General features: G+C 34.7%; 18 protein-coding genes. 17 read left to right on the plus strand and 1 reads right to left on the minus strand.

Features of this window, described 5'->3' with window-relative positions; genetic code table 11:
- Nucleotides 1-28: 28 nt before the first annotated feature.
- The 17 genes from QE422_RS00305 (at nt 29) to QE422_RS00385 (ending at nt 17,322) form a co-directional block, all read left to right on the plus strand.
- Entirely contained in the window at nt 29-1,282 is a 1,254-nt protein-coding gene (locus tag QE422_RS00305; protein WP_307454244.1) for an ABC transporter ATP-binding protein, read from the plus strand.
- A 1-nt stretch (nt 1,283) separates the two neighbouring features.
- A complete protein-coding gene (locus QE422_RS00310; protein ID WP_307454245.1) occupies nt 1,284-1,685 on the plus strand; it encodes an FdtA/QdtA family cupin domain-containing protein in 402 nt (133 codons plus the stop codon).
- A complete protein-coding gene (locus tag QE422_RS00315) occupies nt 1,675-2,097 on the plus strand; it encodes an FdtA/QdtA family cupin domain-containing protein (RefSeq protein WP_307454246.1) in 423 nt (140 codons plus the stop codon). The genes QE422_RS00310 and QE422_RS00315 overlap by 11 nt, the downstream gene beginning before the upstream one ends.
- A complete protein-coding gene (locus tag QE422_RS00320) occupies nt 2,087-2,551 on the plus strand; it encodes an acyltransferase (RefSeq protein WP_307454247.1) in 465 nt (154 codons plus the stop codon). Before QE422_RS00315 ends, QE422_RS00320 begins: the two co-directional genes overlap by 11 nt.
- Nucleotides 2,552-2,564: 13 nt before the next feature.
- Nucleotides 2,565-4,022 carry a hypothetical protein gene (locus QE422_RS00325; protein ID WP_307454248.1) on the plus strand — a complete coding sequence of 486 codons (1,458 nt, stop codon included), beginning with the start codon at nt 2,565-2,567 and terminating at the stop codon, nt 4,020-4,022.
- A gap of 16 nt (nt 4,023-4,038) precedes the next feature.
- Nucleotides 4,039-5,142 carry a DegT/DnrJ/EryC1/StrS aminotransferase family protein gene (locus QE422_RS00330; RefSeq protein ID WP_307454249.1) on the plus strand — a complete coding sequence of 368 codons (1,104 nt, stop codon included), beginning with the start codon at nt 4,039-4,041 and terminating at the stop codon, nt 5,140-5,142.
- A gap of 608 nt (nt 5,143-5,750) precedes the next feature.
- Nucleotides 5,751-6,740, plus strand: a complete 990-nt coding sequence (locus tag QE422_RS00335) for a hypothetical protein (protein ID WP_307454250.1) — start codon at nt 5,751-5,753, stop codon at nt 6,738-6,740.
- Nucleotides 6,737-7,345 (plus strand): DapH/DapD/GlmU-related protein, encoded by a 609-nt coding sequence (locus QE422_RS00340; RefSeq protein ID WP_307454251.1) that lies wholly within the window; start codon nt 6,737-6,739, stop codon nt 7,343-7,345. Before QE422_RS00335 ends, QE422_RS00340 begins: the two co-directional genes overlap by 4 nt.
- A gap of 2 nt (nt 7,346-7,347) precedes the next feature.
- Entirely contained in the window at nt 7,348-8,454 is a 1,107-nt protein-coding gene (locus tag QE422_RS00345; protein ID WP_307454252.1) for a glycoside hydrolase family 99-like domain-containing protein, read from the plus strand.
- 5 nt (nt 8,455-8,459) lie between these two features.
- Entirely contained in the window at nt 8,460-9,287 is an 828-nt protein-coding gene (locus tag QE422_RS00350) for a glycosyltransferase family A protein (RefSeq protein ID WP_307454253.1), read from the plus strand.
- Nucleotides 9,284-10,234 (plus strand): glycosyltransferase, encoded by a 951-nt coding sequence (locus QE422_RS00355; protein ID WP_307454254.1) that lies wholly within the window; start codon nt 9,284-9,286, stop codon nt 10,232-10,234. Before QE422_RS00350 ends, QE422_RS00355 begins: the two co-directional genes overlap by 4 nt.
- Before the next feature lie 10 nt (nt 10,235-10,244).
- Nucleotides 10,245-11,174 (plus strand): glycosyltransferase family 2 protein, encoded by a 930-nt coding sequence (locus QE422_RS00360; RefSeq protein WP_307454255.1) that lies wholly within the window; start codon nt 10,245-10,247, stop codon nt 11,172-11,174.
- Nucleotides 11,175-11,369: 195 nt separating this feature from the next.
- Nucleotides 11,370-12,323: a glycosyltransferase family 2 protein gene (locus QE422_RS00365; RefSeq protein WP_307454256.1), complete on the plus strand. Its 954-nt coding sequence runs from the start codon at nt 11,370-11,372 to the stop codon at nt 12,321-12,323.
- 223 nt (nt 12,324-12,546) lie between these two features.
- Nucleotides 12,547-14,343, plus strand: a complete 1,797-nt coding sequence (gene asnB, locus QE422_RS00370; protein WP_307454257.1) for an asparagine synthase (glutamine-hydrolyzing) — start codon at nt 12,547-12,549, stop codon at nt 14,341-14,343.
- Nucleotides 14,344-14,385: 42 nt separating this feature from the next.
- Nucleotides 14,386-15,387, plus strand: coding sequence for an acyltransferase (locus QE422_RS00375; RefSeq protein ID WP_307454258.1), 1,002 nt, complete (start codon nt 14,386-14,388; stop codon nt 15,385-15,387).
- Nucleotides 15,384-16,325 carry a glycosyltransferase family 2 protein gene (locus QE422_RS00380; RefSeq protein ID WP_307454259.1) on the plus strand — a complete coding sequence of 314 codons (942 nt, stop codon included), beginning with the start codon at nt 15,384-15,386 and terminating at the stop codon, nt 16,323-16,325. The genes QE422_RS00375 and QE422_RS00380 overlap by 4 nt, the downstream gene beginning before the upstream one ends.
- Before the next feature lie 55 nt (nt 16,326-16,380).
- Entirely contained in the window at nt 16,381-17,322 is a 942-nt protein-coding gene (locus tag QE422_RS00385; RefSeq protein ID WP_307454260.1) for a glycosyltransferase family 2 protein, read from the plus strand.
- Nucleotides 17,323-17,445: 123 nt separating this feature from the next.
- Here QE422_RS00385 and QE422_RS00390 read toward each other — a convergent pair whose 3' ends face one another.
- Entirely contained in the window at nt 17,446-18,108 is a 663-nt protein-coding gene (locus tag QE422_RS00390; RefSeq protein WP_307454261.1) for a class I SAM-dependent methyltransferase, read from the minus strand.
- Nucleotides 18,109-18,130 lie beyond the last annotated feature (22 nt).

The following is an 18,130-nucleotide window of genomic DNA, read 5'->3' on the forward strand; positions in this document are numbered from 1 at the left end:
AAATTTATAATTCTCTTAAAAATACAATATGCTGGCTTTAAAAGCAGAAAATATATCCAAACAATACCGTCTCGGTCAGGTCGGAACAGGAACTTTATCTCATGACCTTAACAGATTCTGGTATAAGATGAGAGGTAAAGAAGATCCTTATTTAAAAATTGGTGAAGCAAATGACAGAACCCAGAAAGGAACTTCAGAATATGTATGGTCGTTGCGTGATATTAACTTTGAAATTGAACAGGGTGATGCCGTAGGAATTATCGGAAGAAACGGAGCCGGAAAGTCTACTCTTTTAAAGCTTTTAAGTAAAGTAACCAAACCTACGACCGGAAAGATTTTTACCAACGGCAGGATAGCTTCTTTACTGGAAGTGGGAACGGGTTTTCACCCGGAAATGACAGGTCGTGAAAATGTTTTTCTGAACGGAGCGATCCTTGGAATGACCCGAAAGGAAATTTCCAGGAAATTTGATGAGATCGTAGACTTTTCAGGTGTTGAAAGATATATTGATACGCCTGTAAAAAGATATTCTTCAGGAATGTATGTACGTCTTGCTTTTGCCGTTGCTGCCCACCTTGAATCTGAAATCCTGATTGTAGATGAGGTTTTGGCGGTTGGAGATGCTGATTTTCAAAAGAAATGTTTGGGAAAAATGGGAGATGTTACTAAAGGTGAAGGAAGAACAATTCTTTTTGTGAGCCATAATATGACTGCCATCAAAGAACTCTGTAATTCAGGTATACTGCTTAATCAGGGACAGTTGGCGTATAGTGGGAATATATTGGATACGATAGTGGAATATCAGAAAAATTCTGAAATCCAGAGCAAATATATGCATAATGGTCCTATTGAAACAGCCATGGGCAATGAAAACATAAGAATTCTCGAATTTTCCGCTGTTCCCAAAAGAGGAGAATTAATAGATATTGAATCCGGAATATCTGTAAAACTAAGATTTATAAATTTCAAAGCCGGAATCAATCTGGATGCAACTTTCGAGCTCAGAACGTACGAGGAAGTGCCGGTATTCCATACAGGAGTTCTTATTACAACAGACAACGATTCAGAAGCAAAAGAATATTGTGTGGAATTTGATCTTCCTAGACATTTTCTCAATGCAGGAAATTATTATTTTAAATTAATTTTCGGTAAAGATCAGCGAATCCCATTGTATACCGTACCCAATATAATAGGGTTTGAGGTGGAAAATATCAGACTGGGTAAAAATATGAGTATTTCTCCAGGAATTATCAGGCCTGATTTTGATTTTAAAATATCTTAAGATGATTCCAAGAATAATTAATCTTCCAAAAATTTTAGATAAAAGAGGAAATCTTTCTTTTTTTGAACATCCTAACCAGCTTCCCTTCGAGATTGCAAGAACATATTGGATCTATGATGTTCCGGGAGGCGAATCCAGAGGAAGCCATGCATTTAAACAACAGCAGGAGTTCATCATTGCTCTTTCAGGAAGCTTTGACGTTATTATACATAACGGAAAAGAAGAAAAGAAATTCTCTCTGAACAGATCCTATTACGGACTATATATACCCAATATGTACTGGAGGAAATTAGAAAATTTCTCCACCAATTCGTTAGCGCTTATTGTTTCCGACCAAACTTATAATGAAAGTGATTATATCAGAGATTTTGATGAATTTAAAAAGTTAGCCCATGAAAAATAGATTGTCGGTATTTGACTGCAGTGTGATAGACCTGGGTAAAATTGGTTTTGATGAAGGAAATCTTACTGTGGTAGAAAATAATTCAAGCTTTCCCTTTCATATAAAGAGGGTTTTTTATCTTTACGATATTGCAGGCGGCGAAAGCAGAGGGGCGCATTCCCATAAAGAGTGCCATCAGTTTCTGATTGCAGCCAGTGGAAGTTTTGAAGTTTCACTGGATGATGGAAAATTTAAAAGGCAGGTTTTTCTTAACCGTCCTGATATTGGATTACATATTCCTCCCGGGATCTGGGCCTCCGAAATTAATTTTTCTTCAGGAGCGATATGCCTGGTTCTGGCTTCACATCATTATAACCAGCTTGATTATGTAAGGGATTATACCACTTATCTAAAAATACAAAATGAAATATAAAATTCATACCCTTGCAGATGTCCAAACAGAAAATATTGGAGAAGATACTGTAATATGGCAGTTTTGCATCATCTTAAAAGAAGCTGCAATTGGAAAAAACTGCAATATTAATTGTCATGTTTTCATAGAAAATGATGTAATTATTGGCGATAATGTTACAATAAAACCCGGAGTTCAGGTCTGGGACGGTGTAACCCTCGAGGACAATGTATTTATAGGGCCTAACGTTACTTTCACCAATGATCTGTTCCCACGTTCCAAGCAATATCCATCGGAATTCAGCAGAACGCTTATCAGGCAGGGAGCTTCAATAGGTGCCAATGCTACCATTATTGCAGGAAATACCATTGGAGAAAATGCTCTGATCGGCGCTGGCAGCGTGGTGACAAAAGATGTGCCGGCAAATGAAGTTTGGGCAGGTAATCCAGCGAAATTCCTGAGGAAAATAATTTGACTTAAACACAAAAATGAAGAAAAAAAATTACTCTGATTACCTTTTAATACTTGTTGTAGAAATAATTGTTTTTATAAAATTTTATATCAACAGAAATTATTTCTTTGATGATACACTTATCTACGCCAGATACATTAAAAATTTTGCTAAAGGCCAGGGTTTGGTTTATAATAAAGGAGATTATTTCAATGGTCTGACATCTCCACTATTTACTTATATAAACCTTGCAATAAATTCTGTATTTCAGATTAAGAACCAGATCCTGCTCAATAATGGCATAGGATACTTTTTTATCAGTGCTTCAATCATTCTAATATATCTTATATTAAAAAGCCTCCGATATAGTTTTGCAAGTATTGCCTCCATCCTGGTTTTATACTCCTTAAGTAATATTTATTTATTTTTAGGGATGGAAACCGGTTTATATCTGTTCCTTATATTTTTACTGTATTATTTTTACCTTAAAGAGAAATTTTTATCTTACTTTATTGCTGCAGCATTGCTTCTCATCACGAGGACCGAAGGAATCTTCTTCATTATTCCAACAGTTTTTCTTTTTTTCTGCGAACGAAAAAAATTAAAAAAGGAGTTTTTTCTCTATAGTGTTTTATCACTTCTTATTTTGACAATACACTATGGTTTCAACTTTTTTTATTACGGTAATATTCTTCCCGACTCTTCCAAAGCAAAAATTTACCATGGTATTTCCCACTATTGGGGAAACCGGACCAACTTTATAAACGGGACTTTAGAGCTTATTACTTATGACTATAAAAATCGTCATCTGTTTAGCCTGCCACTCAGATACTTATATTATCTTATTTTAATATTTATTCCCATATCCATTCTATTTAAGAAAAAAAATTCATTTGATTACTTTCTCATTATATCAAATCTATTATTACTTTCATTTTATCTCTATTTTAACGTTCCTTTATACACTTGGTATATAGCCCCGATAATTTTCACAAAAATATATTTTACGGTAATGGGGTTAGAATATTTTACAGATAAAATATTTAATGCGAAAAAAGACAGAACGAATCTAATTTTTGTGGGAGTTTTATTATTTTTTGTCTCCTTTTTATTAAATTACAACAATAAATACATCAACTTTCACGGTCGCGAAAATATGCAGAGGGAAAGAGATTATATTCGGATTTCCAAATGGATTAATGCAAACACCCGTGCGGATGAAAGTATAGGAACAGCAGAGATCGGTATTATCGGATATTACACAGACAGAAAAATGATTGACCTTTGCGGGCTGATTTCCAAAGATAATGCCTACTATTTATCCAAAAGAGATTTAGACTCATGGATAATGAAATATAAGCCGGATTATATTTTGTTTCATGATCCCAAATGGATGATTGAAGCAGACATTCCGTCACACCATAAAAATTATTCTCTTGTAGAAGGCTTTAATTTTAAGGGTTATAAAATGTATAAAAAGTCAAATAATTATTAAATTCTAATTTATAGCAGTGATTAAATTCTTAGATCTCCAAAAAATAAATAAGCTGCATCAAGATGAAATTGAAGCTCAGCTTTTAGAAGTTTTCCGTTCGGGATGGTATTTACTGGGTGAGAAGACGAAAATTTTCGAAACCCATCTTTCTTCATATACCGGGACAGCTCATGCAATTGGAGTCGCTAACGGTCTAGATGCGCTCCGGCTTATTTTACGGGCTTATATCGAACTCGGAATCATGAAAGCAGGAGATGAAATCCTTGTGCCATCCAATACATATATTGCTTCTATTTTAGCCATTTCAGACAACGGACTGATTCCTGTTTTGGTAGAACCAGATCTCAATAATTACAATATCGATATAAAAGGAATTAAAGAAAAGGTAACGGCCAAAACAAAAGGGATTTTACTCGTACATTTATACGGAAGAACTGTTTTTTCTCAAGAACTGAAAAACCTGGCCGAGACTCACAATTTAAAGATCATTGAAGATAATGCCCAGGCAATCGGCGCGGAATGGAACGGAAAAAGAACAGGGAATTTGGGAGACGCTGCTGGCTTCAGCTTTTACCCCGGGAAAAACTTAGGGGCTCTGGGAGATGCGGGAGCAGTAACCACAAATGATGAAGATCTGGCGAAAACGATCAGAGCTTTAGCAAACTATGGGTCTAACCAGAAATACGTAAATATTTATCAGGGACTAAATTCCAGGCTGGATGAAATTCAGGCGGTCGTACTGGATGTTAAATTAAAATATATCGACAAAGAAAATAATATCCGGAGACAAATTGCCAAGCGTTTCATCAGCGGAATTAAGAATCCGTCTGTCGTCCTTCCTGAAAATCCTCAAGATGAAAAGGAGCACGTATGGCATGTTTTCGTGATCCGTTCGGAAAAAAGAGACGAACTGCAGACGTATCTTTTGGAAAACGGCATCCAGACACTAATCCACTACCCTATTCCGCCGCATCATCAGGAAGCTTATAAAGAGTGGAACAATTTATCATTTCCGGTCAGTGAAAAAATCCATAAAGAAGTATTGAGCCTGCCGATCAGTCCTGTGATGACTGAGGAGGAAATTAACATTATTATTGATTGCTTAAATCAATTTCAATAAATTTAAAAAATGGCTGTTAATCTAAAAGAAGCTGAATAATAAGCACATGCGATCAAAACCTTTCACGCAAAATTCTAATGTAATAAATGATTACCAATAAAAAACTTAAGAATATAGATAAGATTCTGAAAATGAATCTTGAGCTTGCTCTTAAAGAAAAGAACTTTGATTTAGCTTTAAGATTAATAGAATTGTCTGCCCATTTACAATATAATTACTCTTTTCAAGATACCCTGTATGATAAGACACTTGAAGATGCATTAAAACAAATTGCCAATTTCCTTTTTGAAACCAAAGAAATCGATGCCGATGAACATACGGTGATGTTTTATGATTTTTTCGGATATGACAACAGAGGTCTTACCCAACAATATCTCAGGGCCTTAAAAAAGCTTAATAAAAGAATCATACTCGTTTTTGAAAATAAAGAAAGGCATTATAAGAATGAAGCCATATTATCCGAAATACAGGATTACGGAAACAAGTCGGTCTGTTATCTAAAAGGAGCCAACAGAATTGAAAGGGCCAGGGATCTTTTAAGTATTATATCGGAAGAAAAGCCAAAGCATATTTTAATGCATTTAATTCCCTGGGATTCTATAGCTTATATGGCTTTTTACAAAATATCGGGCATTAAAAGATATCAGATAAATTTAACAGATCATGCCTTCTGGCTTGGAGTTGATATTACGGATGTTAATATTGAATTTCGTTCATATGGGCTGAATTTATCGGAGCAGCTAAGAAATATTCCTGCTGAAAAAAATAAAATACTGCCCTACTACCCCATTTTGTCTGCGGTAGAGTTTCAGGGTTTTGATTTTGATGTAAAGGGAAAGAAAATAATATTTTCGGGAAGTACCTATTATAAAGTCTTGGGGGACGGACTAGAATTTTTCAAAACTATTTCAAAACTGCTGCAACTGGATGAAAATCTAATTTTTATATTTGCAGGCAGTGGTAACGGCAATGCTATACAGGAATTTATAAAGAAGAACAACTTGGAACACAGGTTTTTCTTAATAGGAGACCGATATGATCTGTATGAAATTATGAAAAGAATAGACTATTACATTTCCACTTTTCCCTTTACAGGTGCATTGATGACTCAAACGGCTGTTGCTGCAGGAAAACCTGTTTTTGCTTATGTAAATCCGAAAAGCTTATTTAATGATCTTAAAGATCTGTTCTATAAAACAGAAGAATTTCAAAACATTGATAGTACAGAAAAATTAATTGAGACTTTTTCTGAGGTTCACAGGCAGGAAACCGTACGGAATTTTTCAGAAGATCCCATTATTACGGAAGAATCTTTTGCTGAAGTCTTACATGATATATTAAATGATAAAAATCCGCTGGAATTTTTAGGAAAGAGAGAAAAAGTTTTTAATTCTTACAAATCATTTAATTCATTAATGATTGAATCGGAAAATCTCTATAATCCTGCTTACGAAAAGACAGTTAATATTTATTTATCCCATTGGGAAAAATTTAAAATAATCCCGGCTTACAGGTCTCAGCAATATAAAAAACTCTTTAAAGAGAATAAAATTCAATTCCTAAAAACTTTATATTATCAATTAACCAATAAAATATGAGTTTTTTAAAAAAAAATATAATCCGGTTTTTATACAAAGTTTTACATTCTGGCGCTTACAAAATCTATAAGCAGGATAAAGACAATGCCTGGGCGAAAGCCAGCTTCAAAAATTTTGGATTAAACTCCAATCTTCCGGATACTCATTGGATAAAAAATCCTCAATATATTTCAATCGGTAAAAATTTCAGCTCTTTATTTAATTTAAGGCTGGAGGCCTGGGATCATTTCCAAGGGGAGAACTTCATTCCGGAAATTAGTATAGGAGACAACGTTATTTTTAACTCTGACATTCATATTGGGGGTATTAATAAAATTACCATTGGAAACAATGTATTAATGGCCAGCAGAATATATATATCGGATCATTCCCACGGCAATATCAGCAGTGAAGACCTGAAATGTATTCCATGTGCAAGGCCGCTGTACTCCAAAGGTCCGGTAGTAATTGAAGATAACGTCTGGATTGGTGAAGGAGTATGTATTCTTCCAGGTGTCACAATTGGTGAAAATTCCATTATCGGAGCTAATTCGGTAGTTAATAAAAGTTTTCCTAAAAATTCAGTAATTGCAGGAATTCCTGCAAAACTAATCAGAACACTATAAATATGAAAAAAATAAAGCCGCTTGCCTTTTATCTCCCTCAGTATCATCCTATTCCTGAGAATGATGAATGGTGGGGCAAAGGATTTACAGAATGGACGAACGTAGGAAAGGCCAAACCTCTCTTTGAAGGGCACGAACAGCCTCTTTGTCCGGGTGAACTCGGATATTATGATCTTCGTGTGCCGGAAGTAAGAGAGCAGCAGGCACAAATGGCAAAAGATTATGGGGTATATGGGTTTATCTATTATCATTACTGGTTCGGCAATGGCAAACAGCTTCTTGAGCGCATTGCGAATGAAGTTCTGGAGTCGGGAAAACCTGACTTTCCATTTTGTTTCTGCTGGGCAAACGAAACCTGGTCCGGCAGATGGCATGGCCTTGATAAAAAAATCCTGGCTGAACAGATTTATCCTTCGCAGGAAGACCTGGCAGACCATTTCAACTATCTTTTACCTTTTTTTAAAGATAGAAGATACATAAAAGTAGATGGAAAACCGGTGCTCGTAATATATGACCCTTCTGACCTTGATGAAAAAGCTCCGGATTACCTTTCGAAATTCAGAACCTTAGCCAAAGAAAACGGATTTGACGATCTTTACATTATGGCAAGTAATAAACAGCCTGATCATCTGGACTACAGACAGATGGGCTATGACGGGAAAATTTCCCATGCATTTCAGAAGGCATGGATCCCGTACATACAAAAGAGAGAATATATTTCCAGTGCTGATTATTACAAAAAAAGAATAAAAGGAATTTTAGGGATAAAAGAAAAGCATACCCCAAAGGTAAATAGACAAGATATAACAGCTATTGCTGACGAAATGCAATTCATTAATGCTAATGTAGAAACTTTTCCGATGGTACTGTCCAATTGGGACAATACACCCAGAAGCGGATATAATGGTGTTATCCTAACGAATAACAGCCCTTTGATTTTTCGCAGACAGCTTCATAAAGCAGTTGATTTTTTAGAAAAAGAAAATCACTCCGAACCCTTTCTTATCTTAAAATCCTGGAATGAATGGGCGGAAGGCAATATCCTGGAACCTGATCTTAAAAATGGCTTTTCATATATAGAAGAAGTTAAGCAAATTATAAAAGGCTAAGTTTGATGAATACTCCTTTAATTTCTATCATTATTCCCGCTTATAACCAGGCACCTTATCTTGATGAGTGCTTACAGTCTGTTCATAGGCAAACTTTTACCAATTGGGAATGTATAGTTGTAGATGACGGCTCAATGGATGATACGGAAAGCATCGTGCAAAATTGGGTAAAAAAAGACCGTAAATTTAAATATTATAAAAAACAAAACGGAGGTGTTTCAGCAGCAAGGAATCTCGGAATTAAAGAAGCAAAAGGAAAATGGATACTTCTTCTTGACGGAGACGATAAAATTGAAAGTAAATACTTAGATTTTGCCTCAAAACATTTTGACAAAAATGTTGATATAATCTATTGTAATGCTCAATATTTCGGGCTCCGAAATGATGAATTTATATTGGAAGATTTCGAAACACCTAAGATGTTGCTTGAAAATCAGATTTTTTGTTCTGCATTTTTTAAAAAGGATGACTGGGAAAAGGTAGGAGGCTTTGACGAATCTATGCAGCAAGGTTATGAAGACTGGGACTTTTGGCTGTCGATAATTTCTTTTAAAGAAGAAAAAATAAATATTCTAAAGCTCGATTATCTGGGATTTTTTTACAGAATAAAAGAAGTATCCAGAAACACAGAAGCAATGAAAAACAGCGACGAAGTAATCCGTAATTATTTATATCAGAAATATCAGCATTTATATCTAAAGAATATTACAGCGTTTAAAAATATTCTCCACGAAAACCAAAAATTAAAAAAAGAAAATAGCCATCTGAAAAATATATTGAATGGTAAAAGGTATGCGCTAGCAAATAAAATTTTTAAATTTTTTAGATTATGACCGTCTCGATAGCTTTATGTACTTATAATGGCGAAAAATATTTGTCTGAGCAATTAGATTCCATAATGAATCAAAGTATTTTGCCGGACGAAATTATTATCTGTGATGACGGCTCAAAAGATGCTACCGTTGAAATTTTGAACTCTTATTATAAAAAATATCCCGATACCTTTAAAATTTTTACAAACGAAACGAATTTAGGCTATACTAAAAATTTTGAAAAAGCCATCAATCTTTGTTCTAAGGACCTCATCATTATGAGTGATCAGGACGACATCTGGAAAGTAGACAAAATAAAAAAAACACTCAGATTCTTTGAAACCCATCCCGAATTCGATGCGGTCTTTAATGATCTTGAAATTGTAGACAATAATAAAAATACTCTGGAACCTTCATATCTTGGCTGGAAAAATATTTCCTATGATTATATAACCCAACAGATAAAAGAAAAAGAGCTCTTGATATCCCTTCTGGAAAAAGGATGTTTTGTATTGGGATGTGCTCTTGCGGTAAAACGGAAGACGTTTGCCGATTATAATCTTACGAATTTCTCAGAAGGACATGATTATTTTATTGCCAAGAGGCTTGGTTTTAAAAATAAATTAGGTTTTATTGCGGAGACTTTATCTTTTTACAGACAGCATCCTGAGCAGGTTTGCGGGCTTAATACTCAGGGAACAGAAAAAAAAGATATACATTCAGTAAATATTTCAGAACAAAAAATAAAATTTAAAGAACTGGTCTGGCCGTTTATCTCTGCAGTAAAAGAAGGTAAAGAATTCTATCCGCATGAGGATATTAAAAAAACCGAATTATATTTAAAATTTAAATTTAATAGAAATAAATACTTAAAATCACTGAATTTCTTAGATCGGAAAATATATATTTTTCAGTGTATCAGATACCACTATTTAGATCTTAGACCGGCAGATTTATTTATTATTTAGAAACACCCGTATGAAAGTAAGCGTATGCATAACAACCTATAATAAAGAAAAATACATTGAGAGAACGTTACTCAGTGCTTTAAATCAATCTGCAGATTTTGAATATGAAATTATAATATCTGATGATAATTCAAAGGATTCTACGGTTTCTGTAATTCAAAAGATTATTAATACACACCCTAAAGGAAATATCATACAGCTTTACCAACAGCCCAAAAATCTTACGGTAAATCCCAATATGTTATTTGTCTTTTCAAAATGTAGAGGTAAATATATTGCAATGCTTGATGGTGATGATCAATGGATTGATGATAAAAAACTACAGAAACAATTTGATTTTCTGGAAAAAAATCAGGATTTCAGTGCAGTAGGAACAGATTCTCATATTGTTTATCTGGATTCCGGAAAAACAGAAAATTTTTCTAATTTTCCCGATAAAGAAATGTCGATCAATGATTTATTAGAAATAAGGTATTTTCAGACGTCAACATTTTTTTTTAAAAAAGATATCTTACAGGATAATTTCCCAATCCATATTAATGCAAATGACAGATGTCTCTTCCTTTTGGCAGGGTGCTTCGGCAAGGTGAAGGTTTTAAAAGATATTACTTGCAATCATTTCAAATATGACGAGAGCCTTTCTGTAAATTTAAAATACGAAGATGTAAAATCTGACTTTAATATGTATCCTTTTATTACAAAACTCAGTAATAAAATTAATAAAATAGAATTTAAAAGATATCTTTATTACACACTGATGGCTTATCCGAGTATCGTTTCAAAAGCAGATTTTCATAAAGCAAGCAGAGGCTACTTTCTATACAACATCTTATCAAAATTTTCTCTAAATCCTAAAAAACTTTATGCTGTCATAAAATGGACCAGATACACTATTAAGCAGAAATATGAAATTAAAATAGAAAACAATAATTTTGTTTAACTGATAAAAGGACACTGGAATCTGATGATAACAAAGCCCGAATAGCCTCTATATATGAAAAACACGTTGAAAAAGCATGTACATCATCCTTGTAAAGTTTATTTTTATGAAAATTCAAACAATTTCTTTACCGGGATTGATGCATATGAATCTTTAAAGATTCTGGCTGAAAAATATATTTAAATTTAAACACAAATGCCTAAAATTTACTTTATTATCATTACTTACAACGCCATGAAATGGGCTGAGAAATGTTTTAGTAGTCTGAGACAGTCTTCTGTACCCGTTCATTGTATTGTTGTTGATAATGGTTCTACGGATAGTACTCAGGAATATATTACCACTCATTTTCCAGAAGTAGAATTTATACAGTCTAGGGAAAATCTGGGATTTGGGAAAGCCAACAATATCGGTATTGAAAAAGCCTATATCGCAGGTGCAGATTTTTTTTATCTCATGAATCAGGATGCCTGGATCTATGAGGACAGCGTTGAAAAATTATTAGATGTTTATCAATCACATCCTAATCAAAAAGAAATTGGTATTCTCAGCCCTATGCATATCGATGGTACAGAAGAAAAACTTGATATTTTTCTAGATAAATATATTGCGCATAATTTTGAAACCCGACTGATTTCGGATCTTTATTTCCAGAGCCTCAAGCTCTTTTATGAGGTAAAGTTCATTAATGCAGCACATTGGTTACTCCCAAAAGAAACAATCAAAACTGTCGGAGGTTTTAATCCATATTTTTTTCATTATGGAGAAGATGCGGAGTATGTAAACCGGATCCTTTTTCATAGAAAGAAAACCTTTTTGATTCCAGGAAGTAAAGTTGTGCATGACGGAAAACAGTCTCTGTCAAAAGTAGATTATTCGAAGTATCAGGATCTTAGGATTGAAACCAATATAATGAATCCATTATTGCCCAATGCTATACAATCGGAAAAAAAAGCACTTAAACAGAGTATGCTTAAAAACATGCTTACTGGAAAAATAAATATCTACAAGAAATTGTATGTGAAATATAGAAAAATCGTCCTTGAAGAAAAAAAACTATTGGAGATTAGACAGACGGTGGAAAAGAAAGGACCTTCTTTTCTCAACATTAATATAAATAATTGGCATTATAACACTGAAAACGATTAATAAAATTATTTTAGAAAGAAAACTGTTTGCTCATTAATACACAAATTAATAAATTTCAGTTTGTAAGTAAAGCTGAAAATATCAGTTATTTATACAAATAGTTGTAATCTGAATTAACAAAAAGAGAGATTTAAATAAAAAATAGTTGGAAAATATAATATACGGCTTAACGTATATAAAATATTTTCTTTGTAAAAAATAAGTAGATCAGCAAAAAAATTATATGTGTGGAATAGCCGGAATCATTGCCAATAACGCAAAAAATTATCAGGAAGAACTTAAAAAAATGACGGATGCGATTGCGCATCGCGGACCGGATTCTGCACATCATGAGTTTTATGAAAATGCAGCTTTAGGACATCGAAGGCTATCCATCATTGATCTTTCAGAAAACGGGAAGCAGCCGATGTTTTCCGGTACAAAAAATGAATGCATTATTTTAAACGGCGAAATATACGGTTACCAAAAAATAAAAGCACAATATCCCGAATATCCGTACCGCGGAAGTTCTGATACCGAAGTCATTCTGGCGATGTATCAGCGGAAACAGGAAAATCTGATCCATGATCTTCCTGGAATGTTTGCTTTTGCCATCTGGAATAACGAAAAGCAAGAGTTATTTTGTGCCAGGGACCGTTTCGGGGAAAAACCCTTTTATTATGCCGTCGGAAGCAATAACGAATTTATCTTTGCCTCTGAGATCAAAGCTATCCTAGCATCAGGGCTGATCCGCCCGAAAGTAAGCACAGACGCACTTTCGCATTATCTTCAGCATGGGTATGTAAATACTTATCAGAGTATTTATGAAAATATTTATTCGTTGCCTCCTGCCCATCAGCTGATTTGGAAAGACGGAAAAATAACTGTTTCAAGATACTACAGCCTTCCCAAAAAAGACAAAATGATCAGCTTATCCGATGCAAAAGAGGAATTTACTCATCTTCTGAAAAATGCGGTGAAAAAACAGCTGGTTGCCGATGTTGAAGTAGGTAGCTTCTTAAGCGGAGGCCTGGATTCTTCTTCCATTGTTGCTCTGGTTTCCGAATTTTTACCGAAACAGACGACTATCAGTTTTGGCTATGACCATCAGGACAGCGAATTGAAATTTGCTAAAGAAATTGCCGAAAAATACAGAACCAACCATATTGAAGTTCATGAGAAAAAAGAAGATCTTGCAACTTCTTTACTGAAGATCTCTCCGTTTTTTGATGAACCTTTTTCCGATATCTCCTTTATCCCACATTTTGAAATTTGCAGGAATGCAAGGAAAAATCTTACCGTTGTTTTATCGGGTGATGCCGGCGACGAATTGTTTGGCGGCTATAATTTTTACAGAGTAGAAAATCAGCTGAAGAACCATTTCAGTTATAAAAATATTATCGCTCAGTTCGGATTAAGTTTATACCAGAAGGTAAAACCCATCTCTTTTGTCTCCCAAAAGAATTTAAATCATAAAAACATCCTGAATTTTCACCAGAATTTTGTGCGGAACGCCTTCAATACTGAAGAGCGGCTGGCGTTAGGTATTTCTTCACATTACGAACAGTCCTACAGTTTTGTTCCGGATCCGGATTCTTTAAATGATATCATGAGGTATGATCTTGAAACCTATGTCCCGGCCAATATGATGGTAAAATCCGACCGGATGGCAATGGCCAATTCTCTGGAAGTACGGACACCTTTCCTAGATATCGATTTTGCAGAATTCTGTATTCAGCTTCCTGAACAGCTTAAACTGAATAACGATCATGATAAAATTATTCTTCGTGAGGCCATGGGAGGCTATTGGACAGAGACAATCAGAAAACGGAACAAACAAGGTTTCGGAATGAGCATCAAAAGTTGGTTTGAAGAAGAAAATCTTATCAATTTATCCGATGAGTTACTGAAAAACAAAAATCAGAAAATCTTTAATTATATAGATTTTAAAGCCACCCAGCAATTTTTAAATAAAGATCATAAGCACTGGAACCTTTTACAATTGGCGCTTTGGGCACATCATAATCAAAGTTTTTTATAACTCCTGATATGGTCAATTTTGTTCATAATATATACACCCTCAATGAAACTGAATAATCTGCAAACTTTAAGAGCAATATCGGCATTGCTGGTCTGTTGCTTTCATTTTCGGGATTATCTTAATTTTCAGGATCTGAAATTAGGGGATTTTTTATTTAAAAAAGGAAGTATAGGCGTTCCCATTTTTTTTGTCATCAGTGGTTTTATTATGGTTTATACTACGAAAAAAATGGAATTTAAAGGCAATATGCTGAAGCAGATTCTTATTTTCTATAAAAGGAGGATCGTCAGAATCGTACCTCTTTATTATTTGCTTACGTTTTTATGGATGGCCATGGGCGGTAGCCTCCTGCTCTATTTTACAGATAAAGATTTGTACTCCCGGCTAATTCATTCTTTATTATTTATACCGCAGAAAAATGTATTTCCTATCCTTTATCTTGGCTGGTCGCTAAATTATGAGATCTTTTTTTATCTTGTTTTTGGTTTATCATTGTTTTTCAGGCAATACAGATATTTTTTCATCATCATATTTTTCATCATAATGATTATATTAGGAAAGGTATTTCAATTTGAAAGTGGGTATGCCAATATGATAACCAGTTCGCTTAATCTTTATTTTATAATAGGAATTGTATTTTCACTTCTGCTGGAAAAGTTTTCAGTTCCTAAAAAATGGGCGATTCCTTTATCCATCACCGGTATTTTTTGTTTTGTCCTGTATCTGCTCGATTTCATTTCAACGGATCACGAACTTCTGATACTTTTAATTGTGGGCCTTTTCGTATTTTCATTTTTACTTTTTGATTACACTTTTCATTTCAAAGGCAAAAAAAACTTTGTTTTTTTAGGGGATATCTCTTATTCGCTGTACCTTTCGCACCCGTTTGTAGAGATCTTTTTGCGAAGGTTTAAAGTAGATGGTTATCTGAATATTCCTTACTTTGTCCTGAAAATTATATCAGTAATTATTTTAGCAGCTTTCCTATATCATTTTGTAGAGAAAAAAATAACTGAGTATTTAAAACAAAAATTAAAAGTATGAACCAAGAAATCTCAGTAATCATTCCGGTATATAACGCAGGCCTTTTTTTGGAAAAGGCTGTGTACTCTGCTGTTGATTTTGATGAAGTGAAAGAAATTATCCTGATCGAAGACCAATCAACCGACAATTCGCTGGAAATCTGCCAGAATTTAGCATTAATCAATCCGAAAATAAAACTTTTTCAACATCCTGACAAAGGAAACCATGGTGCCGGTGCTACCCGTAATCTGGGAATTGAGAAAGCAACCGGGCTTTTTATCAGCTTCCTGGATGCAGATGATTATTATCTTCCGAACCGTTTTGATGCAGAGAAAGAGCTTTTGGATTATGAGAAAATCGAGGGAACCTTCGGAGCATTGGGCGTAGAATATATTACAGAAAAAGGGAAGCAGGAATACCAAGATAAATTTAAAAATGCCCCTCTGACTACCGTTAATTATCCCGCTGAAGGAGAAGAAGTTTTTAAAGGCCTGCTGGGACTTGCGACCCATTCATTCGGGACATTCTTTCATCTGAATACATTAACGGTAAGGAAATCCGCTCTTGAAAGACATAAACTTAGGTTTAACGCCAATCTCAGGGTACATCAGGATTCAGAATTTATTATCCGGCTATCCTACTACTGCTATTTAAAGGCAGGTATTATTGATCAACCCATCGCAATACGGGGCATTCACGATAATAACCGGATTACAAAGATTATACAATATTCCCCTCAGTACAACCAGAGACAGTATATATACTGGAAATCTTTGTCTGATTGGGCCGGCAGTGAAAATAATTTGCCACCAGAGGTTAAAAAAAGAATTTACCTAATTTATAAATCTTTTGATTTATCACAGAAAAAAGGAGCGGTAAAATACAGCCAGGTCTTATGGGAAAGTATAAAAAACCCTGATATATTAAAAACTAGGTACCGCTTCAATTACTTAAAATAAATCTTCCCGGTAATAATTCAAATCAAATTTTAATTTTTTAGAAAATACATCCCTCATGAAAATCTCTGTTATCATTCCCGTTTACAACGCCGAAAAATATGTTGCTCAGGCTGTGAAATCTGCGCTCCAGTTTGATGAAGTGTATGAGGTTATCTTAATTGAGGATAAGTCGCCGGACAATGCAAAACAGGTATGTCAGCAACTCGCTGAAAAACATCATCGTGTACAGCTTTTTCAGCATCCTGATAAAGGAAACCATGGTGCCGGAGCTACCCGGAATCTCGGCATTGAAAAGGCAACCGGAGATTTTATCGCCTTTCTGGATGCGGATGATTATTATCTTCCGAACCGTTTTGATGCAGAAAAAGAACTTTTCAAAGATCTTAAAGTAGAAGGTGTGTACGGAGCATTAGGTGTTCACTATTATTCTGAAAAAGCAAAAGAGCAGTATTATCCACTTTTTAAAGATAACCTGACCACCGTTTATAAAAAGCATGATCCGAAAGAGGTATTTCCGGGCCAGCTGAATATGAAGGGAAGCTTCGGGCTTTTCAGCGTAGATTGTCTGACGGTAAGAAGAGAATCGATGATAAAGAAATTAAAACCTTTCTTTAAAACCCATCTAAGGCTTCACCAGGACACTGAATTCTTATTCCGGCTTTCCTACTATCTTGATCTTTATCCCGGAATTTTAGACCAGGCGGTAGCTATGAGAGGAGTTCATGAAAACAACAGAATCACTGCCGTAGATTCGAAAAAAGTAAATCCGGCTAAGACCAGAGTACTGCTTTGGAGAGAGATTAATGAGTGGGCACAGAATGAAGTTACCATTCCTGAAGATATAAAACTGCATATTAAGAGAATGTACCGCAGCTATGAAATTGCCCTTGCTCCGGTTGTTAAGAAATGGGGAATGATCACTAAATATCTTGTCACCGATTACCGAAGCATACGTTCCGGGTTATATAATATTAATTTCAGGAAATATTTATTCTAAAACTTACACTCTAAATATATTAAATAAGGAGGAATGAATTAATTACATCATTCATGACACCAATATGATATTAACTATAAAAAACGGAGAAAATAAATTTTATCTTCTCCGTTTTTTATTTATTTATTTTACAAAAACCCCGATGTATTTTCCTTCGTATTCTACCACTGTAGTTTCAAGATTATTCTTCTCACAGAAATCCTGATAGGCCGAATTGTCCCCAATATCATCACTCATGAAGACACCTCCGGTTCTCAGATGTTTGTACAGTTCAGTATAAGCCCAGAACCTTCCGTTATAGCTTTTATCCGAATCGTAATGCACAACATCGAAAGAAGTGTTTTCAACAAAAATTTTTGGCAGGGATTCTTTATCTGCAAAACGGAAAAGTTTCCAGTGAGATTTAAGGTTCTCCGGAACCACACATCCTACATACTGATCGCCATCCTGCGCCAGATAAGGCATATCGGAACTGTAAAGCGTTCCGTTTCTTTTTTCCAAAGACAAAAGCGCGGCCAAAGAAGACCATCCATAGGCAACACCCGTCTCTACAACATTCTTTGCGCCAGCAAATTCACAGGCGTAATAAATCAGTTCCAATGCTCCGGCACCGCCCATTTTAATAGGACATTCCTTTTCTCTCTGTTCAGAGTTTTTTAAAACCTCAGCATATAAACTTTTAAAAGAATCCATCTCCATTCCGAAGAGTTTGGAAACAGCTTCTTTTTGGGAAACAGCCCTGGAAGCAGCCCAGGAATTCGTTTTTTCCTTTCCTTTAAAAAGCATTTCTTCTCTGTAAAGTATTTTT

It is taken from the genome of Chryseobacterium sp. SORGH_AS_0447 (assembly GCF_030818695.1).
Lineage (GTDB): Bacteria > Bacteroidota > Bacteroidia > Flavobacteriales > Weeksellaceae > Chryseobacterium.

Coding starts and splice junctions, on each gene's coding strand:
- QE422_RS00305 (WP_307454244.1), top strand. CDS start 29: ATGCTGGCTTTAAAAGCAGAAAATATATCCAAACAATACCGTCTCGGT.
- QE422_RS00310 (WP_307454245.1), top strand. CDS start 1,284: ATGATTCCAAGAATAATTAATCTTCCAAAAATTTTAGATAAAAGAGGA.
- QE422_RS00315 (WP_307454246.1), top strand. CDS start 1,675: ATGAAAAATAGATTGTCGGTATTTGACTGCAGTGTGATAGACCTGGGT.
- QE422_RS00320 (WP_307454247.1), top strand. CDS start 2,087: ATGAAATATAAAATTCATACCCTTGCAGATGTCCAAACAGAAAATATT.
- QE422_RS00325 (WP_307454248.1), top strand. CDS start 2,565: ATGAAGAAAAAAAATTACTCTGATTACCTTTTAATACTTGTTGTAGAA.
- QE422_RS00335 (WP_307454250.1), top strand. CDS start 5,751: ATGGCTTTTTACAAAATATCGGGCATTAAAAGATATCAGATAAATTTA.
- QE422_RS00340 (WP_307454251.1), top strand. CDS start 6,737: ATGAGTTTTTTAAAAAAAAATATAATCCGGTTTTTATACAAAGTTTTA.
- QE422_RS00345 (WP_307454252.1), top strand. CDS start 7,348: ATGAAAAAAATAAAGCCGCTTGCCTTTTATCTCCCTCAGTATCATCCT.
- QE422_RS00350 (WP_307454253.1), top strand. CDS start 8,460: ATGAATACTCCTTTAATTTCTATCATTATTCCCGCTTATAACCAGGCA.
- QE422_RS00355 (WP_307454254.1), top strand. CDS start 9,284: ATGACCGTCTCGATAGCTTTATGTACTTATAATGGCGAAAAATATTTG.
- QE422_RS00360 (WP_307454255.1), top strand. CDS start 10,245: ATGAAAGTAAGCGTATGCATAACAACCTATAATAAAGAAAAATACATT.
- QE422_RS00365 (WP_307454256.1), top strand. CDS start 11,370: ATGCCTAAAATTTACTTTATTATCATTACTTACAACGCCATGAAATGG.
- asnB (WP_307454257.1), top strand. CDS start 12,547: ATGTGTGGAATAGCCGGAATCATTGCCAATAACGCAAAAAATTATCAG.
- QE422_RS00375 (WP_307454258.1), top strand. CDS start 14,386: ATGAAACTGAATAATCTGCAAACTTTAAGAGCAATATCGGCATTGCTG.
- QE422_RS00380 (WP_307454259.1), top strand. CDS start 15,384: ATGAACCAAGAAATCTCAGTAATCATTCCGGTATATAACGCAGGCCTT.
- QE422_RS00385 (WP_307454260.1), top strand. CDS start 16,381: ATGAAAATCTCTGTTATCATTCCCGTTTACAACGCCGAAAAATATGTT.
- QE422_RS00390 (WP_307454261.1), bottom strand. CDS start 18,108: ATGCTTTTTAAAGGAAAGGAAAAAACGAATTCCTGGGCTGCTTCCAGG.